Origin of the sequence: Kribbella sp. NPDC050470, assembly GCF_044458365.1 — a bacterium.
Lineage (GTDB): Bacteria > Actinomycetota > Actinomycetes > Propionibacteriales > Kribbellaceae > Kribbella.
Genome location: NZ_JBITHV010000013.1, coordinates 92,134 through 111,451 on the forward strand (window position 1 = coordinate 92,134; position 19,318 = coordinate 111,451).

19 protein-coding genes are annotated in these 19,318 nt (G+C 68.6%); 15 read left to right on the top strand and 4 right to left on the bottom strand.

The window, feature by feature from the left end:
• Window positions 1-1,791 (bottom strand): glycoside hydrolase family 9 protein, encoded by a 1,791-nt coding sequence (locus ACIBGM_RS36085; RefSeq protein WP_396388103.1) that lies wholly within the window; start codon window positions 1,789-1,791, stop codon window positions 1-3.
• A 75-nt stretch (window positions 1,792-1,866) separates the two neighbouring features.
• Between ACIBGM_RS36085 and ACIBGM_RS36090 the strand changes: the two genes are divergently transcribed.
• The 4 genes from ACIBGM_RS36090 (at window position 1,867) to ACIBGM_RS36105 (ending at window position 6,983) form a co-directional block, all read left to right on the top strand.
• Complete coding sequence (locus ACIBGM_RS36090) at window positions 1,867-2,565, top strand: response regulator transcription factor (RefSeq protein WP_360532237.1); 699 nt, start codon at window positions 1,867-1,869, stop codon at window positions 2,563-2,565.
• Window positions 2,562-5,168 carry a DUF4153 domain-containing protein gene (locus ACIBGM_RS36095; protein ID WP_396388104.1) on the top strand — a complete coding sequence of 869 codons (2,607 nt, stop codon included), beginning with the start codon at window positions 2,562-2,564 and terminating at the stop codon, window positions 5,166-5,168. Before ACIBGM_RS36090 ends, ACIBGM_RS36095 begins: the two co-directional genes overlap by 4 nt.
• Window positions 5,169-5,451: 283 nt before the next feature.
• Complete coding sequence (locus tag ACIBGM_RS36100; protein WP_360532231.1) at window positions 5,452-6,387, top strand: GTP-binding protein LepA; 936 nt, start codon at window positions 5,452-5,454, stop codon at window positions 6,385-6,387.
• The gene (locus ACIBGM_RS36105; protein WP_360532228.1) at window positions 6,384-6,983 is read left to right on the top strand and encodes a helix-turn-helix domain-containing protein; all 600 of its coding nucleotides are present in this window, start codon (window positions 6,384-6,386) and stop codon (window positions 6,981-6,983) included. Before ACIBGM_RS36100 ends, ACIBGM_RS36105 begins: the two co-directional genes overlap by 4 nt.
• A 21-nt stretch (window positions 6,984-7,004) precedes the next feature.
• On the opposite strand, the gene ACIBGM_RS36110 is transcribed toward ACIBGM_RS36105, so the two are convergent.
• On the bottom strand, window positions 7,005-7,805 hold the full coding sequence (locus tag ACIBGM_RS36110; protein WP_396388105.1) for an NPP1 family protein: 801 nt from the start codon (window positions 7,803-7,805) through the stop codon (window positions 7,005-7,007).
• 297 nt (window positions 7,806-8,102) lie between these two features.
• On the opposite strand from ACIBGM_RS36110, the gene ACIBGM_RS36115 reads away from it, so the two are divergent.
• From ACIBGM_RS36115 to ACIBGM_RS36150, 8 genes are all read left to right on the top strand, one after another.
• Window positions 8,103-9,155 (top strand): LLM class flavin-dependent oxidoreductase, encoded by a 1,053-nt coding sequence (locus ACIBGM_RS36115; RefSeq protein WP_360532222.1) that lies wholly within the window; start codon window positions 8,103-8,105, stop codon window positions 9,153-9,155.
• Window positions 9,156-9,163: 8 nt separating this feature from the next.
• Window positions 9,164-10,369: a (Fe-S)-binding protein gene (locus tag ACIBGM_RS36120; protein ID WP_396388106.1), complete on the top strand. Its 1,206-nt coding sequence runs from the start codon at window positions 9,164-9,166 to the stop codon at window positions 10,367-10,369.
• Window positions 10,366-11,871: an FAD-binding oxidoreductase gene (locus ACIBGM_RS36125; protein WP_396388107.1), complete on the top strand. Its 1,506-nt coding sequence runs from the start codon at window positions 10,366-10,368 to the stop codon at window positions 11,869-11,871. Before ACIBGM_RS36120 ends, ACIBGM_RS36125 begins: the two co-directional genes overlap by 4 nt.
• The gene (locus ACIBGM_RS36130) at window positions 11,871-12,131 is read left to right on the top strand and encodes a hypothetical protein (RefSeq protein WP_360532213.1); all 261 of its coding nucleotides are present in this window, start codon (window positions 11,871-11,873) and stop codon (window positions 12,129-12,131) included. Before ACIBGM_RS36125 ends, ACIBGM_RS36130 begins: the two co-directional genes overlap by 1 nt.
• Before the next feature lie 672 nt (window positions 12,132-12,803).
• Window positions 12,804-13,499: a cytidylate kinase family protein gene (locus ACIBGM_RS36135; protein WP_360532210.1), complete on the top strand. Its 696-nt coding sequence runs from the start codon at window positions 12,804-12,806 to the stop codon at window positions 13,497-13,499.
• Window positions 13,496-13,891, top strand: a complete 396-nt coding sequence (locus tag ACIBGM_RS36140; protein ID WP_360532207.1) for a VOC family protein — start codon at window positions 13,496-13,498, stop codon at window positions 13,889-13,891. The genes ACIBGM_RS36135 and ACIBGM_RS36140 overlap by 4 nt, the downstream gene beginning before the upstream one ends.
• 312 nt (window positions 13,892-14,203) lie before the next feature.
• On the top strand, window positions 14,204-15,181 hold the full coding sequence (locus tag ACIBGM_RS36145; protein ID WP_396388108.1) for a Gfo/Idh/MocA family protein: 978 nt from the start codon (window positions 14,204-14,206) through the stop codon (window positions 15,179-15,181).
• A 5-nt stretch (window positions 15,182-15,186) separates the two neighbouring features.
• Window positions 15,187-16,188, top strand: a complete 1,002-nt coding sequence (locus ACIBGM_RS36150; protein WP_396388109.1) for a Gfo/Idh/MocA family protein — start codon at window positions 15,187-15,189, stop codon at window positions 16,186-16,188.
• A 67-nt stretch (window positions 16,189-16,255) separates the two neighbouring features.
• Here ACIBGM_RS36150 and ACIBGM_RS36155 read toward each other — a convergent pair whose 3' ends face one another.
• Window positions 16,256-16,537, bottom strand: coding sequence for a SelT/SelW/SelH family protein (locus ACIBGM_RS36155; RefSeq protein WP_360532199.1), 282 nt, complete (start codon window positions 16,535-16,537; stop codon window positions 16,256-16,258).
• A gap of 135 nt (window positions 16,538-16,672) precedes the next feature.
• Between ACIBGM_RS36155 and ACIBGM_RS36160 the strand changes: the two genes are divergently transcribed.
• The gene (locus ACIBGM_RS36160; protein ID WP_396388110.1) at window positions 16,673-17,068 is read left to right on the top strand and encodes a nuclear transport factor 2 family protein; all 396 of its coding nucleotides are present in this window, start codon (window positions 16,673-16,675) and stop codon (window positions 17,066-17,068) included.
• Window positions 17,069-17,101: 33 nt separating this feature from the next.
• Window positions 17,102-17,470 (top strand): winged helix-turn-helix transcriptional regulator, encoded by a 369-nt coding sequence (locus ACIBGM_RS36165; RefSeq protein WP_396388111.1) that lies wholly within the window; start codon window positions 17,102-17,104, stop codon window positions 17,468-17,470.
• A 140-nt stretch (window positions 17,471-17,610) separates the two neighbouring features.
• Here ACIBGM_RS36165 and ACIBGM_RS36170 read toward each other — a convergent pair whose 3' ends face one another.
• Entirely contained in the window at window positions 17,611-17,994 is a 384-nt protein-coding gene (locus ACIBGM_RS36170) for a hypothetical protein (protein ID WP_396388113.1), read from the bottom strand.
• An 83-nt stretch (window positions 17,995-18,077) separates the two neighbouring features.
• Here ACIBGM_RS36170 and hemW point away from each other — a divergent pair, with 83 nt between their 5' ends.
• Window positions 18,078-19,283 (top strand): radical SAM family heme chaperone HemW, encoded by a 1,206-nt coding sequence (gene hemW, locus ACIBGM_RS36175; RefSeq protein ID WP_396388114.1) that lies wholly within the window; start codon window positions 18,078-18,080, stop codon window positions 19,281-19,283.
• Window positions 19,284-19,318: the final 35 nt, after the last annotated feature.

Genomic DNA, 19,318 nt, shown 5'->3' on the forward strand with positions numbered 1-19,318 from the left:
TCAGGGGGCGGTGGCGATGGCTAGGAGGTACCAGGCGGTGTGGGGGATCCATTGTTCGGACCAGCGCCAGCTGTCGGATTCTGGGGCTTCGGGTGGGAGGAAGGCCAGGTCGGACTCGTCGGTCCAGCCGGAGGTGATGCCGTTGAGGATGCCGCCGGGGAGGTTGGGGAAGTCGGGGGAGTAGTCGGCGTTGTTACGGCCGCGGCCCTGGAGCATGCAGGTGTCGAAGGGGTTGCGGCCGGTGATCCAGGCGAGTTGGTCGGTGGCGAAGGTTTGCAGGCGGGTGCGGTCGGCCGCTGAGAGTCCGGGCAGTTGTGCGCAGGTGCTGGCGGCGGCGGAGAGGGAGGCGATGCCGGCGTTCTCGCCTTGCCACCAGTAGCCGGTTTCGTTGGAGTGCGGGAAGAAGAAGGCGTCGCGTGGGGAGTCGTCGAGCGGTTGGACGCGGGAGCGCGGGTAGCCGAACGGGTTGGGGACCGAGCCTGTGCGGTCCAGTACGTCGAGCATCGCCCGCACGGCCGTGGTTCGCGCGGCCTCGGCCTCGGGCGCATCTGGGAGGACCTCGGCGAACCGCAGGAGGGCGAGGATCGGCAGACCGGGTTCGGCAGCATGAAAGAACGGCCGCCCGAGCTCGTCAGCCCGGAACCACCCCGGTCCCTCGTCCGGCCGGATGTACCGCCCGACAAGGGATCCGCCTCGCCGACGGGCGGCTTCCCGGGCAGTGGATCCGTCAGCGCCAAACACTTGCGCGGCGGCAGACAGGCTCGGGGCGGCAGACAGTTCCGCGGCGGAGAGTTCTGTCGCGGCTAGCAAGGCTGTGTAGTCGTCGATTATGGATTCTTTGTTGTCGAAGAGGTACGAGAGGTTGTGCTGCTCTAAGTGGGTGAAGGCGGTGCGGGCGGTGGCCAGGCACTCGAAGCGGGTGTGGTCGCCGTCGTCGTCGACGGTGGACGCACGTGCGAGGGCGGCTATTGCCATGCCGCCGCCTTGGCGGTAGGCGGCTTGGTAGCGGTTGGTGCGGACGCTGTTCTGGAGGGGCGCGGTGATGAAACGTTCCTCGAGGCGTTTGGTGAGGGCGTCGAAGATGCCCGTGTAGAAGTACCCGTCGGGGGAGCGGAAGCGGGTGAGGAAGTCGGCGCCCCACAGCGCCTCGTCGCACAGACGTGCCCCAAGCGGGCGTACCAGCGACGGATGGTGCGCGATGAGTTGGTCGCGGGCGGCGAGCATTGCCCAAGCGCACAAGGGGATCTGCTGCGGGCTCATAGTCGAGGTGTACGTGACGTGCGAGAGGAACTTGCTTGTGTCGCCGCTCGCGTCGAGCCAGCCGCCGCGGGCGTCGACGGTCGTGCCGGTGGGGTCGTCCCACAGGCGGGCAGTGCGGTCCTTGCGGTCGATCTCGCCGCTGGAGCGCATTGCCTTGAAGTAGGCCAGTACGTCGGACATCGTCTGCCGCTGTAGTCGTTCCGGCCCGACCTCGAAGGCCTCCGACCGAGGCTCCCGCCCGTCGACAGCTACGCGAACCGTGTAGGAGCCAGGTGCGAGACCTTCGGGCAACGGGATGCGGCAGTACGGCCCACTCGTCCAGCCAGGCACGCGCTCAACCGGCCCAGGCTGCAGCGCCACTTTCCCTCCGGGCCCGAGCAACTCGGCAACGACAAACCCGACGGGAGTCCGAGCGGGGTCGGTCGACAGCGGTGGACTGGGGACGACGGCGATCACGGCTTGGCCGGGGAGGTCGCCGTACCCGAGGTGGGAGTGGAGGATTCCCTCGGCGAGTGGGTGCACGGAGACCATCCAACAGCAGGACCTGCACAGAACCTTCACGAGTCGGGGGCCTCTGGTGGCCAGGTGGGCTCCTACGCTCGGAACGTGGTAGTCGATGGAGCAGGCCGCAGGATCCTCGTGGTCGAGGACGAGCCCGTGATCAACCAGGCGGTGACCGACCGCCTGCGCGGGTCGGGGTACGACGTCGTGCAGGCGTGGGACGGGCCGGGGGCGGTCGAGCAGTTCGCCGCGACCGCGCCGGATCTCGTGCTGCTCGACGTGATGCTGCCCGGGTACGACGGCCACGAGGTCTGCCGGCGCATCCAGGCCGAACGCCCGGTGCCCGTCCTGATGCTGACCGCCCGCGACGACGAGGCGGACATCCTGGTGGGGCTCGGCGTCGGCGCCGACGACTACCTCACGAAGCCGTTCCGGATGCGCGAGTTGGTGGCCCGCGTGGCAGCCCTGCTGCGACGCGTCGACCGCGCCGCCGAGCTGGCCGCCCGCCCGGCCACCGAGGTCGGCGACCTCCACATCGATGCAGCCGCTCGACGAGTCACAGTCGCCGGCACCGAGATCCACCTGACCCCAACCGAGTTCGACCTGCTGCTCTGCCTCGCCGCCAAGCCCGGCATCGTCCTGCCAAGAGAGAACCTGTACGCCGAAGTGTGGGGCTGGCCCGGTGCGTCCGGGACCCGCACTGTCGACAGCCATGTGAAGGCCTTGCGCGCCAAGATCGGCGCCGATCGCGTGCGGACCGTGCACGGTGTCGGCTACGCCCTGGAGCCAGGAGGTACGGCGTGAGCGGCCCGCTGATGGACCAAGTCACGTCGGTCAAGGTCAAGCTCGGCCTGCTCGTCGCCGTCAGCGTGACCCTGGCGTCGATCGTCGCGGCCGTCGGCGCCGTCGCCAACGTGCCCGCCTGGCTCAGCATCCCGGTCACGGTCGCCCTCGCCCTCGGCGTAACTCAACTGCTCGCGGTCGGCATGACGTCGCCGCTGCGCGAGATGACCGCGGCAGCGCGACGGATGGCGCGCGGCGACTACTCCGCCCGCGTCACAGCGACCTCCAGCGACGAGGTCGGTCAGCTGGCCCGGGCCTTCAACCGGATGGCCGAGGACCTGGCCGCCGTCGACCGTCAGCGCCGCGAGCTCGTGGCGAACGTGAGCCACGAACTGCGGACGCCGCTGGCCGCACTGTGCGCCGTACTCGAGAATCTCGTGGACGGCGTCGCCGAGCCGGATCCGGTGGCGTTGCGTACGGCGCTCGACCAGGCGGAACGTCTGTCCGCCCTCGCGTCCGACCTGCTCGACCTTGCCCGCGTCGACGCCGGCCACGCCACACTCCATAGCACGCAGGTCTCCGTCTCGGAACTGCTCGACCAGGCCGTCGCCGAAGCCCGAGTGGCGAGCCGTGAGGTGCGGTACGACGTGTCCGTCAGGCCGGCCGAACTGACGGTCAAGGCAGACGCCGCGCGACTGCACCAGTTGATCGCCAACCTGCTCGACAACGCGTCCCGGCACAGTCCGACCGGCGGCGTCGTCCGGATCACCGCCAACGCAACGACCACGGGTTGGCGTTTGGAGGTCGCGGACGACGGGCCGGGTATCCCGGTCGCCGATCGGGATCGCGTCTTCGAACGGTTCGGCACGCTGACCGAAGCCGAGGGCGGCGGCGGGACCGGGCTCGGTCTCGCGATTGCCCGCTGGGTGACCGACCTGCACGGCGGCGGCATCCACTTCGTCGACCCGGCGCCAGGTAGCAACGGCGCCCGCGTCCGCGTCGACCTCCCCCGTGAACCACGGCGACACACTGCCGACCCACCGCGCGAACCAAGGCAACACATCCCTGCTGTCACGAAGAAACCACAGGAGCCAGTCATGACGAAGCCAGTCGACACTCCCAAGCCGGCACCCGCGCCACCGCCCACACCCGGGCCCGCGGCGCGAGCACCGGAGTCCGGGATGGACATGCTGTTCGGCAGGTTCTGGCCGGAGGCAGGCGTCCCAGGCAACGTACGTGCGGTGCTGTACTGCCTGGGAGTCGGCGTCCTGGCCGCTGTCATCCTGCCGTTCCGCGATCTCGGCCTCGGCACATTCGTCGTACTGCTGGCTGCCGGCGGCGTGATCCTGGGCTTCAGCGTCAACCGCAAGTCCCGGTTCACCCAGGCCTGTGCCGCGCTCTGCGTGCTGCTGGCCGGAACAGCCGTACTGCGGGACGCCGAGTGGATCGTTGTCCTCTGCCTGCTGGCAGGCGGAGCCGTGTGCATGGCCGGGCTGGTGAACGGTCGCACCGTGCCGGCCTTCGTCCTGGCCGGCATCTCCTGGCCGCTCGCTGGGCTGCGCGGTCTGCCGTGGCTGGGTCGCTCAGCACAGGCCGTCAAGGGCCTGCGGACGAGTGCCGCGGCGCTGCGGACGATCCTGTGGTCGCTGCTAGCGGTCGTGGTCTTCGGACTCCTGTTCGCCTCGGCCGACGCAGTCTTTGCGGAGTGGGCGGGTGCAGTCGTCCCGGACCTGGAGCTCGACTCGTTCGTACTGCGTGCCTTCGTGACTGTCGCTGTCGGTGGCGTCGTACTGGCAGCGACGTACCTCGGACTGAATCCGCCCAACGTCGAGACCGGTGGCGGACCGGTGCGGCCAGTTGCACGTCGCTACGAGTGGCTAGTACCCGTGCTGCTCGTGGACGCGGTGTTCCTGGTCTTCCTGGCTGCACAGGCCACTGCGAACTTCGGCGGACACAAGTACCTCGAGCGCATCACCGGCCTCACCTACGCGGAGTACGTCCACCAAGGCTTCGGCCAACTCACCGTCGCCACCGCACTGACGCTGCTCGTAGTGTGGGCAGCCGCACGGAAGGCACCGCGTGCCACAGCCGCCGACGTGGTGTGGTTGCGCGTGTCACTCGGCCTGCTGTGCCTGCTGACGCTGGTAGTGGTCGCGTCCGCGCTCTACCGGATGCACGTCTACCAGGAGGCGTACGGCTTCACTGAGCTTCGCCTGCTCGTGGACGTCTTCGAGGGCTGGCTCGGTCTGCTCGTGCTCGGTGTGATGGTGGCCGGCGTGACCATGAAGGCGAGCTGGCTACCGCGGGCCGCGCTGCTCAGTGGCGCCAGCCTCCTGCTCGGGCTCGCGCTGCTCAACCCGGATGCCTGGATCGCCCAGCGCAACATCGACCGGTACGCCGACACCGGCAAGGTGGACTGGGTTCACCTCGAAGGGCTGTCCGATGACGCCGTACCGGTGCTGGCCACGCTTCCGGACGACGTAGCCGGGTGCGCGATCGGCGATCGCCGGCCCAGCGACGACGACTGGCTCGAGTGGAACCTCGGCCGCCACCGCGCGAACCCGCTGATCGTCTCCGAACCCACCGCCGAACCCGGCGCCTGCCTCAGCAGACCGGCCGGCTGACCCTGCCGTTGCCGACAGCACGCTTCCGGCCGAGGGCCGTGAACAGGTGAACGCCTGTTCACGGCCCTCACTGTGTGTACCGCCTCGTATCCGCACCCATCCGTTGGCCTGATCGCTTCGAATTAGCCCTATCCCCGCGCCGGTCGGGTGCCGCATCATCGAGGCTGGGCGGGTTTTGTCATCGATGTCACAGCACTGAAACTGACTGATCAGTCAGTCACTTTGTTACGATCGTCGTGGGATCAACAGGACATCCCTTTCGATGGGGGAGCGAGGTGCCGCGATGGCGCTGGCTGATGTGAAAGGCACTCGTCGGGGACGACGCCGACGGGAGGACTCGAGGCTGGCCGACCATGTCGACCGGCTGGGGGAGGAGCATCCGCCGATCCCCCTGGACAGCGTCGACTACACGATGAAGGATCCGGACCTGCTCGTCGAGCGGTTCGGCTCGGTGCTGTCGTACATGTCGCGGGTCGAGCTCGAGGTCGAGCGGAACGTGCTCGAGCTGAACATCCTGCTACCGGACCCGCCGGAGGTCGACCGGCACTTCTACGCCGACGTGTGGCTCCCGCAGGAGACCCACCACGGGCTGATCCTCGACCGGGTCCAGGTGCTGGCCGGTCTGGACGCGTCCGAACCCAACCTGACCGACGTGTCGTTCAAGCTCAAGGTGCTCGGTGCGCTCGGGCGGGTGAGCGCCGTGCAGGACGTGAGCCGGATGCTCTACTACCTGACCGGGCTGGCCACCGAGCGGTCCGCAGTACTTGCCTACAACAAGCTTCACTCCGGCCTGACGGAGCTCGGCGAACGGGCCATCGCCGCCACCGTCGTCGCGCCGATCAAGCGGCAGGAGCCGGGACACTTCGCCTATTACCAGATCGCCGCCCGCCAGCTCTGGTCACAGCTGGGGTCCTGGCAGAAGTGGCTGGTCCGCACGTTGCGGAAGAAGACGTTCGGCCCGGTCGGGGTCGACACCCCCCAGCAGCGGGTGGAGTTCGGCCACGTGATGCAGGGGCTGGACATCGTCAGGCCCGGCGACGAGACCGAGCTGCGGCACTACGCGACCCAGATCGGACGGGTCGAGCACGAGTTGCTGTGGGCGCACCGGCAAGGGCTGAAGGTGCCGGACTACGTATTCAAGGCCCTCCGGCGCGCCGCCGGGGCTGCCGCGGACCTGAAGGGGGATCGCCGGCCCGCCGTTGGACGGAGCCGACCATGACCGCGCCGGCCGCCGCCCGCGCGAGTAAGCGCCAGGTCATCATCGAGACGGCCGAGCGCCTCTTCGCCGAGCACGGGTACGACGCCACGTCGACAGCGCGGATCGCCAACGAGGCCGGCGTACCGACGGGCCTGGTGTTCTACCACTTCGCGACCAAGCTCGACCTGCTGCTGGCGATCGTCAACGAGCGGCCGACGCCCAGCGCCGTACTGCGTTCCGCATCGAAGGGACGGTCGGTTCGCGGGCGGCTGCGGACCGTCGTGACGATGATGGCCGACGAGCTGGAGCACAACCGCGCGGCCCGGATCATCGTGTTCCGGGAGGCGCAGGCGCGGCCCGAGATCGCGGCCCGGGGGGCCGAGTTGTTCGCCGAGGCGACCGCGACCGTGGCCGACGTACTGAGCGGAGCCGACGACATCGTCGCCGATCCGGCCCGGGTGCGGACGGCGGCCGAGCTCGTCGTCAGCCGGGTGTTCCTCGACATCGTGGCGCTCGGTCAGCCCGACACCGCGGCGAAGCGGCACGCGGCGATGATCGAACTGGTCGCGGCGTCGCTCACCAAGCCGGAGGTGCCGACGGCGCGAGGCCCGGTCTGACCGAGCCTCGCACCGATCTGGTCAGGCCCAGGGATCGAACGGGATCCCGGCGGGCTTCGAGGCGTTCAAGAGCGACCGGAACCGGTCGTCCTTGTCGGTGATCTTGATGGTTGCCGCGCCGAAGTTGGCGTTCATCAACTGCTCACGCAGCGAGCTGCTGGGCCAGCCGTTCCAGCCGACCAGCGGCGGGTAGCGCCAGTTGTGGTAGTGGTTCTCCGGCGGCTCGTCGTTGCTGTTGGCGAGCCGGAAGAAGTGCGTGCTGGCGCCGTCCTTGTGGTAGACGACCTTCGGGTGGGTGCCGTCGAAGCGGACCTGGGACCGCGGGTAGGTCACCTGGCTCGCGTGCTGCGTCGTGGTGACGAACTCAACCTGGCTGGCGGCCTGGTTGATCCACGAGATGACGTGCTCGAAGTCGTGCCGGTGACCGCCGAGACTGCTGCCCGGCAGCGCCTGGTCCTTCTCGAAGTAGCTGGCGTACACCACCGCGCACCAGCCGTTGTTGCACTTCGAGCGCGCGTAGGTCTGGGAGTTGTCGAGGTCGGACTGGTCCCGGCAGTTGCCGTTGACCGCGCCGGTCGGGTTGAGGCCGGGGTTGAGCGTGCCGTCGGCGCCGATCGCGGGCGTGGCGTAGCAGCCGTCGGTGTCGTAGTCGTAGGCCGGCGAGAACGACTGCTCGTACCCGTCGGCGTTCTGCGGGAGGCCGGGCGGCGGAACGGCGTACGCGACTGTGGCCGAGGTGACCAGCAGTGCAGCGGTGCCGAGTACGACGCCGAGCGTACGGCGGAACCGCCGGCGTCGAGGAGATGGGGCGGACTCGGACATGCTTCGCTCCTTCAGGAACGTTCGGATCCCGCCGGCGTGCGGCGGGATCCCGGGGGCGGAGACAACGACTCGACGATGACAGGTCAGCCGCACCGGCGCACATACGTCACGTGCCTACAGATTGACGTTGCGTGAACAGGAAGTCCCTGCGGGCCTGCCGGTTTCGAGGCAGAGACAAACTCGCGATCGGCTGCGTACAGTAAAAAGATTCGGAGATGGGGTCCGAGCCCATGCAGTCTGCGCCCGTCAGTCGCTGCCGCCCCCGTGTGCTCGGTGGTCAGAGGGAGGAGCAGCGCTGTGGTGCGCTTCAGTTACGTCCAGCTCCCCGACTATCCGCTCGTGGACTGTATCGACATGATCAAGACCGCGGACGAGTTGGGCTTCTACGCCGCCTACAGCGTGGACGAGACCTGGCACAAGGACATGTGGCTGCTGTTCGCGGCAGCCGCCGACAAGACGAAGAACATTCGTCTCGGCCCCAACGTCACCCACGTGATCCTGCGGGAGCCGACGCACATCTGCCAGATGCTCGCCACGCTCGACGAGCTGTCCGGCGGCCGCGCCGAGGCGGTGGTCAGCTTCGGCAACCTCGGCCTGCTCGAGCAGTACAAGATCGACCTGAAGCCGCTGAAACCGTTGTCGCGCGTCCGCGAAGGGATGGAAGTGATGCGCCGCTTCCTCGCCGACGGCGCGATCACCTTCGACGGCGAGTTCTTCAAGTACAGCGGGCTGTTCACCTTCGCCCGCCCGGTACAGGAGAAGATCCCGCTGAAGATGGGCGCGATGGGCGGCCCGCGATCCTTCGAGCTCGCGGGGGAGATCGCCGACGGGATGCACCACGCGTGCGGCTACTCCCGGGAGAACTACGAGTACATCGCCGAGCACGTGAAACTCGGCCTGGACAAGTCCGGCCGGACGCTGGACGACTTCGACCTGGGCGCCTGGGTGGTGTTCGCGGTCGCCGAGGACTCCGAGGCGGCCAAGCGGGCGGCGCGGATCATGGTCGGCTTCTACATCTCGTCGATGCCCGCCAACCAACTCGCCCGGCACGGCCTGAACCGCGACGACCTGCAGCCGATCATCGACGCGCTCGGCGCCGGTGAGATCGACCGGGCCATCGAGCTGACCTCGCCGGAGCTGGCCGCGACCCTGTCGGTGTCCGGGACCCCGGAGGAGTGCGTCGCGAAGCTGAAGAACGACATCCTGCCGACCGGCGTCAACCACATCATCGCCGCCATCACCGACCCGATGATGGTGAAAGCCTTTAGCGGCAAGGAGATCGAGGGCGTTCCCGACGTCCAAGGACAGCTCAGACTCATCCACGACAAGGTGATGCCCGAACTCGGATAGGACGCCGCATGACCACCGAAGCCGATGACCTTCGGCAGGATTTCGTGAAGCAGTGGCGTGACCCGGCGTACGGCTGTTTCAGCTCGGGTCACAAGTTCTGCCGCAACGTCTGCCCGGTCATGCAGGTCACGCAGAACGAGAACTACTCGCCGACCGCGTTCCACGCGAACATCGTCGCGATGGAACAGGGCGCGCTGACCGTCGCCGACGTCGCCGAGGACTACGTGCACTGCACCCAGTGCGGCGCCTGCGAGCTGCGCTGCCCGAACACCTTGATGGCCGGCGAGTTCTACCGTGCCCGGACCCGGACGGTGGATGTCGTCAAGGCGATGCGGGCGCTCGCGGTCGACTCCGGAGTCGAGCAGCCGAACTGGAAGCGCTGGGTCGAGGCGACGGTGGACCGCAAGAACGAGCCCGTGCTCGACGTCCCGGTCGCGCAGGAGAACGTCGCGCGCTGGGCGGACGGGCTCGGCCTCGAGGTCGGCGGCGAGACCGTGCTGTTCGTGGACTGCGAGGCGGCGTTCTACCGGACGTCGCTGCCTCGCGCGGTCGCCCAGATCCTGCAGCAGGGCGGGGTCGAGTTCGGGCTGATGAAGGAACAGTGGTGCTGCGGCGGCCCGGCGGCCGAGATGGGGTATGTGGCGCGGTCGCGCGAGTTCGCCGAGCACAACGTGGCCGACTGGCGCAGTATCGGCGCGAGCCGGATCGTCACGCTCGATCCGCACGACTACATCACGTTCACCGAGGACTATCCGCGGTACTTGGGCGCGGACTACGAGTTCGAGATCGTGCACATCACCGAGCTCGTGGCGTCGTTGATCCGGGACGGGAAGCTGACGTTGACCGTGCCGATCGAGCGGGTGGCGACGTACCACGACCCCTGCCGGCTGAACAAGCGCAAGGGGATCCACAAGTCGCCGCGCGAGATCCTGCGGGCGATCCCGGGCCTGGACTTCCGCGACGTCGACCACGTCACGCAGTGGTCGTACTGCTCGGGCGCGGGCGGCGGGCTGGCGATCGAACGACCCGAGATCACCGCTGCGATCAGCGCTTCCCGTCTCGACCGCGCCGCTGCGCTGGACGTCGACCTTCTCGTCAGCGCGTGCGTCTGGTCGGAGCGTCCACTGGCCGCGGCCGGCTCGGCGCTTGAGCCGCAGATCGAGGTCCGCGACCTGATGGAGTTGGTTGCGGAGTCAGCCGGGGTGAAGCCATGACGACGACGGCGATCTCCGACGCGCTGTACGACGAACTGGTCGGGATCCTCGGCCCCGACGGAGTACTGACGGACAAGCCGGCCCGGTGGAACCGGACGCGGACGCCGGCGCCGTTCCCGGTGCACCGGTGGGCCGAGTACGTGCCGGATGTCGTCGTACTGCCTCGCACCACCGCGGAGGTCGCGGAGATCGTTCGGCTCGCGAACCGCACCGGCATCCCGGTCGTGCCTCGTGCGGCCGGGACCGGGCTGACCGACGGGGCCACGCCGCTGAAGGGCGGCATCCTGCTCGACGTCAAGCGGATGAACGCGGTCCTCGAGATCGACCTCGAGGACCGCACGGTCACCGTGCAACCCGGCATCAACATGCTGAAGCTGAACGAGGTGCTGCAGCCGTACGGCGTGATGTACCCGGACAACCCGGCCAGCTACCCGTGCTCGATGGTCGGCGGGCGGATCGGGACCAGCGGGTGGTCGTTGATCGGTGCTCGTTACGGACACACTCGCGATCTCGTCTGCTCGATGGAAGTGGTGCTGCCGACCGGCGACGTCGTACGGGTTGGCGAGGGCGGCGGACGGAAGTTGCGCAAGGCATCTACCGGGTTCACGTTGAAGCCGCTGTTCATCGGTCACGAGGGCACGCTCGGGGTGGTGACCGAGGCGACCCTCGAACTCGTGCCGCGCCCGCAGGTCGAGTTTGCGGCGTTCTTCGGGTACCGCGACTATCAGGCCGCTTGGGAGAGCACTGGCGCGCTGGCGAAGTCCGGCTTCGCGACGCTGGCCGGGGTGGTGCTGTTCGACGAGTGGAAGCTCGCGTACCTGCGGCGCGACGACGAGGCGTACATCGAGCAGCCCGACTGGTTGAAGAGTGTCGTCGCGGTCGCGATGTACGGGAACGAAGTCGAGGTCGTCCCGGCCGCGCGGGAGATCATGCGGATCGGCCGGTCGTCGGGCGGCACGTACCTCGGCGACGAGGTCAGTCAGGGCGACTGGGCCGCTCGGCACGACCGGTACGCCATCCCGCTGCACGGCCGGCTGCGTACCGGCGAGGTGGTGCCGATGTCGTGGCACTGTGAGGACGCGGCGCTGAACTACAGCGTCCTGCCGCGGGTACGCGAGGAGTGGCACGCGATCGCCGACCACTACATCCGGCGGTACGGCGTCTTCGACGACTGGGGGATCTTCGCCTACACCAACGGCGCGTACAAACCGTGGGGCGACTACCTCGTCGAGATCGACATCGGGATCTGGGAACAGAAACTCGACGACGAGATGTGGGAAGCCTGGCTGAACTGCAAGCGCGAGATCACCGAGGTGACCCTGAAGTACGGCGGCTCGATCAGCGCCTGCCACGGCGCCAGCCGGGCCGGCGACGTGGAGTACGTGCCGCAGGAACTCGGCGGCTCCTTCGAGGTGATGAAGAAGATCAAGCGCGCGCTCGACCCCCAGAACGTGATGAACCCCGGCAAGTACCTGCTCGACCAGGCCTACGAGGACCTCTGATGTTCGGCTTCCGGCTCTCCGCCCAGAAACCCCCCGACGCCCGCCGCATCACCGACGACGTCGTGATGCGCTACGACCACGTCTACGAGGTCGACCCCGCCAAGATGTCGATCTTCCTCCAGCAGGACATCCCCGCCTGGGACACCCACCGCATCATCGACAGCCGCTGGGACCACCTGGCCTGGATGCACCAACACTTCGCCGACAAAGTCCTCGGCATGTCCGACCTAGGCCTGAACGAAGACGGCACCGAAAAGTAGTCCTCCCCACGCGCCCGGCCCGCACGGCTCCTCCGTCGCCGTGCTCGCCGTCGCTCCCGCCCGCCCGTCGGGCGCGTGCTGCCGCCCGCTTTGTTCGACCGCCCCGTGGCGTCGCCTGCCTGTGCGTCGTGAGCCGGCTCGTGGACCGTGTCGCCTCCCGTGCTACGTCACGGCGGCTCGTTGCTCTGCGACGGACGGAGGGATAACCCCACGTGATGTGCCTTCTCCTGCAGCACACCAGCGGAGATGGCACAACACGAGGGGATAACCCGGGATCTGTCCTCTGGGGGTGCCGCGGCATTTGGGGAAGGATCTCCTGCGGCTTGAGGTGCGAAACGCTCCCCGGCTCGCGCTCGCCACCACCCGGCCGACTGAGTGTGCCCATGTCGGCGAAGCTGATTCAGCCGCCCTCCGCGGTACTCCGCGCGGACCGCGGTTCGGTTGCCCTCGTCGCGTCGTTCAGCCAGGTCAGGAACCCACCGGCTGTTGCGTGGTGAGCGATTCCTGCGCGCCGTGGCGCCCACGTCGCGGTCGCGGTCGGGCCGGGCAGCGCGGCGCTCAACGCGAACAATCGGTTGCGGTGTGGCTTCGTGAGGCGAGGCCACGTGGCGCGGCGTCGTACTGGAGGTGGCGGCCATAAGGTGAGGTCACGGGACAGGACCTGGGGGCGAGATGGACAGCGGGACGCGCGGTGAGTTGCTCGGGTGGTTGGCAGCGGCGGTTGGGGGTGTAGCGAACGGGCACCCGACGCGCGTCGCCTTGGACGGGGTGCCTGCCGCGGGGAAGACCACGTTGGCGGACGAGTTGGCCGTCGTACTGCGTGCGGACGGGCGGGAAGTGGTCCGTGCCACGATCGAGGACTTTCTGACCCCGCGCTCAGTGCGTTACCGGCGCGGGGAAGACTCCGCGGAGGGCTGCTATCACGACAGCTTCGATTTCGAGGCGATGCATCGCGTGCTGCTCGATCCGTTGGGCCCGGGTGGAGATCGGAAGGTTCGGACGGCGGTCTACGACAAGCTCACGGACACCGCGCGGGTCGAGCCGATGGTGACAGCGCCGGCCGATGCCGTGCTGCTGTTCGACGGGGTGTTCCTCATGCGACCGGAGCTGGTCGAACGGTGGGATCTGCGGATCTTCGTGTCCGCCGCGTTCGAGAAAACGCTGGACCGGGCCCGCACCCGCGACCGGACCACGACGAAGTCCGCCGGCGAGGTCGAGCAGCGGTACCGCAGTCGGTACATCCCGTCCCAGCAGTTCTACTTCGACACAGTCCGCCCGACCGAGCACGCCGACGTCATCGTGCACAACGACGACCCCCAGCGGCCGTCTTGGGAAGCCCGACCACTCACCCGAGGTCCGCGGCCATGACCGCCCCTCGCTTCATCCACCATCTCGGGGTCTTCGCCGGCGACTTCGCCGCAAGTGAGTCCTTCTACACCGCTGCCCTCGCCGCGCTCGGGATTGACGCCGGGTACCGCACCGACACGGTCGCCGAGTACTGGATTCCCGGACACGACACCCCGAGCCTCTCGCTGGAAACGGCGCCGACGAGCACGGAGGTCACCCGAGGCCTCCATCTCGCGTTCGAGGCTGCAGATCGGACCGCCGTGGACGCCTTCCACCGGGCGGCAGTCGCGGCAGGTGGGACCTCCCGGCACGAACCGCGGCACTGGCCCGAGTACCGAGCGTACGCCGCCTTCGTCAGTGACCCGGACGGCAACAACGTCGAGGCCCTGGTCAAGGACACCGACACCCCCTGAAAGGCAGGCGGGTGGGGAGACCCGGCCCGCGGTCCACGCCGCACTCCCCACGCCACCGATGCCGCTGAGACGGCCGTCACGCACGGGCGGACCCGCGCGCGACTCTGCGTGACCCCTTCTCGCGTGGCGAGCCAGTACCCACGACTTCCGGCGTACATGCTTCGAATTCCGAACTGGCATCGAATCCAGGTCGAGCGCCGGGAGTGGTCCAGGTGGTGGGACGAATCGCCGGTGGGGGTGTACGGCGGGACCGGGGTTGGCAAGGTATGTCGGGAACGTTTCCACCTACTGGTGTTCAGCGAGGAGGCACGGATGTCGACGCCGCTGAAGGTTGCGGTTCTGGGGTTTTGGCATGTTCATGCGGGGGACTACGCGCGGCAGGCTCAGGCGCATCCTGGGACCGAGCTCGTCGCGGTGTGGGACGAGGACGTGGAGCTCGGGCAGGCGGGGGCCGATCGGTTCGGGGTGCCGTTCAGCACGGACCTCGACGCGGTGCTGGCGGACGTCGACGCGGTGGTGATCACGACGGCGACCAACGAGCACCGCGACATCATGGTCAAGGCGGCGAACGCCGGCAAGCACATCTTCACCGAGAAGTTGCTCGCGCCAACCGTGGCCGAGGCGGAGGAGATCCTCGCGGCGGCCGACGCGAACGGGGTCAAGGTGGTGGTCTCGCTGCCGCGGCTGTCGCACGGGTACACGCAGGCGATCAGCGTGGTGCTCGCGAGCGGCGAGCTCGGGCAGCTCACCTACGCCCGGGTGCGGCTGTCGCACGACGGCGCCGTACCGAGTGATGGCGGCGACGGCTGGCTGCCGCAGCGGTTCTTCGACCAGAAGGCCGCGATCGGGGGCGCGCTCACCGACCTCGGCTGCCATCCGGTCTACCTTGTGCAGTTGTTCCTCGGCACCGATCCCGACACCGTCGATGCGACGTACCGCTCGGTGAACGGCCGCGGGCTCGAGGACAACGCCGTCGTCACGATTGGTTACCGGGACCAGAAGATCGGCGTGATCGAAGCCGGCTTCACCAGCCGGAACCCGTTCACGATCGAGATCTTCGGTACGGCGAGCAGCCTGACGTACACCGAGTCCGGCAACGAGCTCCGGGTCGGGGACCGGCAGGTGCCCGTGCCCGAGCACAGCCCGGACCCGTTCGCCCAGTGGGTCGACCACATCACCAACGGCACCCGCGCCGACGAGAACCTGCACCGCGCGGTCGAGCTGACCCGCCTGGTCGCCGCCGCCAACGAAGCGGCCGACACGGGCCGAACCATCTCCTACGGAGGCTGATGTCCATGCCAGAGATCAAGGTCGGGCTGATCGGCGGCGGCGGGATCGCGGGCGCCCACATCCGCGGGTACCTCGAGCACGCCGACCGGATCGGCATCACCGCCGTGGCCGACGCGGTGGAGGAGACGGCTGTTGCGCGTGGCAAGGAGCTGGGCGCGACGCCGTACGTCGACTATCGCAAGCTGCTCGAGACCGAGAACGTCGACGCGGTCGACATCTGCCTCCCCCACCACCTGCACCGGGACGCGATCGTCGCGGCGGCCGAGGCGGGCAAGCACATCCTGTGCGAGAAGCCGCTGTGCCTCACCGCCGACGAGGCCGCGGACGTCCGGAAGGCGGTCACGGACAACGGCGTGACGCTGATGTGCGCGCACAACCAGCTGTTCATGCCGGCCGTGGCGAAGGCGAAGGAGCTGCTCGAGGCCGGGACGATCGGGGCCGTCTACGAGGTGCGTACGACGGACAGCTTCTACAACAACTTCGATCCGAGCTCGATGGGGTGGCGGGCGAGCAGCAAGACGAGTGGCGGTGGCGAGCTGATCGACACCGGGTACCACCCGACGTACCTGATGCTGCACCTCGCCGGCGGCATGCCGGTCGAGGCGACCGCGATGCTGTCGACGCACCGGCTGAAGTTCATGGACGGCGAGGACTCGGCGCAGGTCCTGATCCGCTTCGACAACGGCGTCGTCGGGCAGATGGTGACGAGCTGGGCGTACCAGCCGGCTGACTCCACTGAGCGGTTCTCCGCGGTTGGTGAGCTCGGAGCGCTGCACAGCGACGGGAACTCGGTCACGTACCGGCTGCAGTCCGGTGAGACCGAGACGATCGCGCTCGAGCCGGTCGACACCTTTGCCGCGGAGATCGGGCATTTTGCCGACTCGCTCCTTGGCAAGACCCGGCCGATCCACACCGAGGAGGAGGGCATCGCCGTACTCGGGATTCTCTTGGCTGCGTACGAGGGGGCGCGCACGAAGACCATCGCACCGGTGCTTCAGATCCCGTAATCGCGTCGGCCGCCGCCGACCCGCGCTTCAGCCGGGTCGACGGCGGTCGGTTGCAGTTGGCCGGGGTTCAGCGGCGGTCGGAGTGGCCGAGGGAGCGGTCGGGGGCGACTCGGTCGCGGACGAGTTGCTTGAGGTGGGCGATCTCGGGGAAGCCGTTCTCGGCCTTGCGGGACCAGAGCGTCTCGCCGTCGAGGCGGACCTCGAAGACGCCGCCGGTGCCGGGGATCAGCGCGACCTCGCCGAGCTCGGTGGTGAATGTGGTCAGCAACTCCTGCGCCGTCCAGGCTGCCCGCAGCAACCACCGGCACTGCGTGCAGTACTCGACTTCCACCCGCGGCTCTCTCGTCACGCCGACCAGTATCGCCGTCGCCCACCCGGCCCGTGCCTGCTGTGATGTGGGTCACTCACGCCCATTAGTTACGTTGAGGTGCCTGGTTACCGATGGTGACCATGGAGTCGTATCTACATCTTGAAGGAGATGACAGTGGACTCCACACTCGCGGTAGCCCGGAAGTACGTCGATGCCGTGGCCGCCAAGGATTTCGGAACCGTCGCCGGCCTGCTCGCCGACGACATCGCCTGGCACCAGCCGGGCGCGAACCAGCTCTCCGGCACGCATCGCGGCCGCGCCGCCGTCGACCAGTTGCTGGGAGCAATGATGACGATCAGCGAGGGGACGTTCGACCTGTCGGTGGTCGGCGTACCGATGGTGAACGGCGACCACGCCGCCATCCCTGTGCATTTCGCCGGGAAGCGCGCCGGGGCCGAGCTCGGTGGGGACGGCGTCGACGTACTGCGCATCGACGGCGACCGGATCGTGGAGGTCCGGCTGTTCTCGACTGACCAGGACAACGAGGACGCGTTCTGGGGCGCCGGCTGAGAATTGTCGGTGCGGTCTGGTCAGATGATGAGCATGGCTGACCACCCGGCGTTCAACGTGCTGCTCGCGACCTGCCCGTCGCGTACGTCGCTCGCCCGCATCGCCAACAAGTGGACGGCGATGGTGGTGATCGTGCTGAGCGACGGCCGGAAGCGGTTCGGCGACCTGCGCACGGCGGTCGAAGGCATCAGCAGCAAGGTCCTCACCGAGACCCTACGCGACCTGGAACGCGACGGCCTGGTCGAACGCCACGCCTACGCCGAAATGCCACCCAGAGTCGAATACGAACTAACCCCCCTCGGCCGCACCCTCCACACCCCCCTCCAAGCCCTCAGCCACTGGGCAGAACAACACACAGAAGAAGTCCAAACCGCCCGCCAAACCTACGACTCCCGCGATTGACCTTCCGCGCGAGTCCTTCCCACGCACCACTACGCCCGCTCCGTCGCGCGCTCGCCACCGCTCCCACCCACCGGGGTGCGCGTGCTCCCGCCCGCTTGAACCGGCTCCCGCCGGCCTTGCGTGCTACCGCCCGCAATCGACTACCGATCGTGCATCGGCAGCACGCGATCACCCGAGCCGATCGCGACGGTGGGGGTGTCCAGGTGGAGTGCGCAAAGGTGACACGGGCACCAGATGTGAAGGCGCCGGCGACTCGCCCTGCCTGGAGATCGGGTCGCGAACATCGGTTTGCGCCCGTACAGGTCGCCGGACTTCCCGACCAGGGCGGTCATGATCGTCTCGGCCAGCAGGTACGACTTGACCACCCAGGACAGGTGGTTGGCGCCGGCCAGGTCGCTGACGATCGTCGGCAGCGCGGTCGCCACGATGGTTTGGTCGAGGGTCGCGAGGAGCATGCCGAGCATGTGCGCGATGACCACCGCGTTCCGGGCGCCGCGCCCGACCGGCTGAGCCTCGGTGGCCATGAGCCGAATGTAGTCAGTCCGGCACGCTCCGGCACCACGAAACCCGGGCGATCGCGTCTCGAGCCGCCTCGTACTCTTGAGGGGTGCCGTCGACGCTGCCCGAGGGGGAGGTTGCGCCCCGGGACGGGTCGCTGCCTGAGTCCGCCGTACGCGAAGCTGCGTCCCGGCCGTTCGGGTTCTACCTGCACGTGCCGTTCTGCGCGTCGCGGTGCGGGTACTGCGATTTCAACACCTACACGGCGACCGAGCTCGGCGGCGGTGCGTCGCAGGCGTCGTACGCCGACACGGCGGTCGGTGAGGTCCGGCTGGCGCGCCGGGTGCTCGACGGCCTGGACCGGCCGGTCGAGACGGTGTTCTTCGGCGGCGGTACGCCGACGTTGCTGCCGGCAACTGATCTCGGCCGGATGCTGGCCGCGGTCCGCGACGAGTTCGGGCTGGCGCCGGGCACCGAGGTGACGACCGAGGCCAATCCCGAGTCGGTGGATCCGGCCTACCTCGAGGCGCTGCTCGAGGCCGGGTTCACGCGGGTCAGCTTCGGAATGCAAAGCGCGTCGTCGCACGTGCTGAAGATTCTCGACCGGCAGCACACGCCGGGGCGGGCGCTGCAGGCGGTCAAGGAGGCGACCGCGGCCGGGTTCGAGCACGTGAACCTGGACCTGATCTACGGGACGCCGGGCGAGTCGCTCGACGACTGGCGGGCGTCGCTGGAGTCGGCGCTGTCGGCCGACCCCGACCACGTCAGCGCGTACGCGTTGATCGTCGAGGACGGCACCCAGTTGGCCCGCCGGATCCGTCGCGGCGAGCTGCCGATGCCGGACGACGACGATCTCGCGGACAAGTACGTGCTGGCCGACGAGATGCTGTCCGCCCACGGCCTGAACTGGTACGAGGTCTCCAACTGGGCCCGCGCCGAGGACGCGCGCTGCCGGCACAACGAGCTGTACTGGCGCGGCGACACGTGGTGGGGGATCGGTCCGGGCGCGCACAGCCATGTCGGCGGCGTCCGCTGGTGGAACGTGAAGCATCCCAGCGCGTACGCCGGACGCCTCGACGCCGGCGACAGTCCCGCCCATGCCCGCGAGATCCTCGACGACGAAACCCGCCGGGTCGAACGCGTGCTCCTCGAGATCCGGCTCTCCGCCGGACTTCCGCTCGACGTCCTCGACGACGAAGGCCGGGCCGCGGCCGACGCGATGCCCGACCTCGTCACCCGGACCGGCGACCGCCTGGTCCTGACCGACCGCGGCCGCCTGCTCGCCGACGCCGTGGTCCGCGACCTGCTGCCGTAAGTCAGGGCAAGAAGTGATCAGAAGTGATCACAACA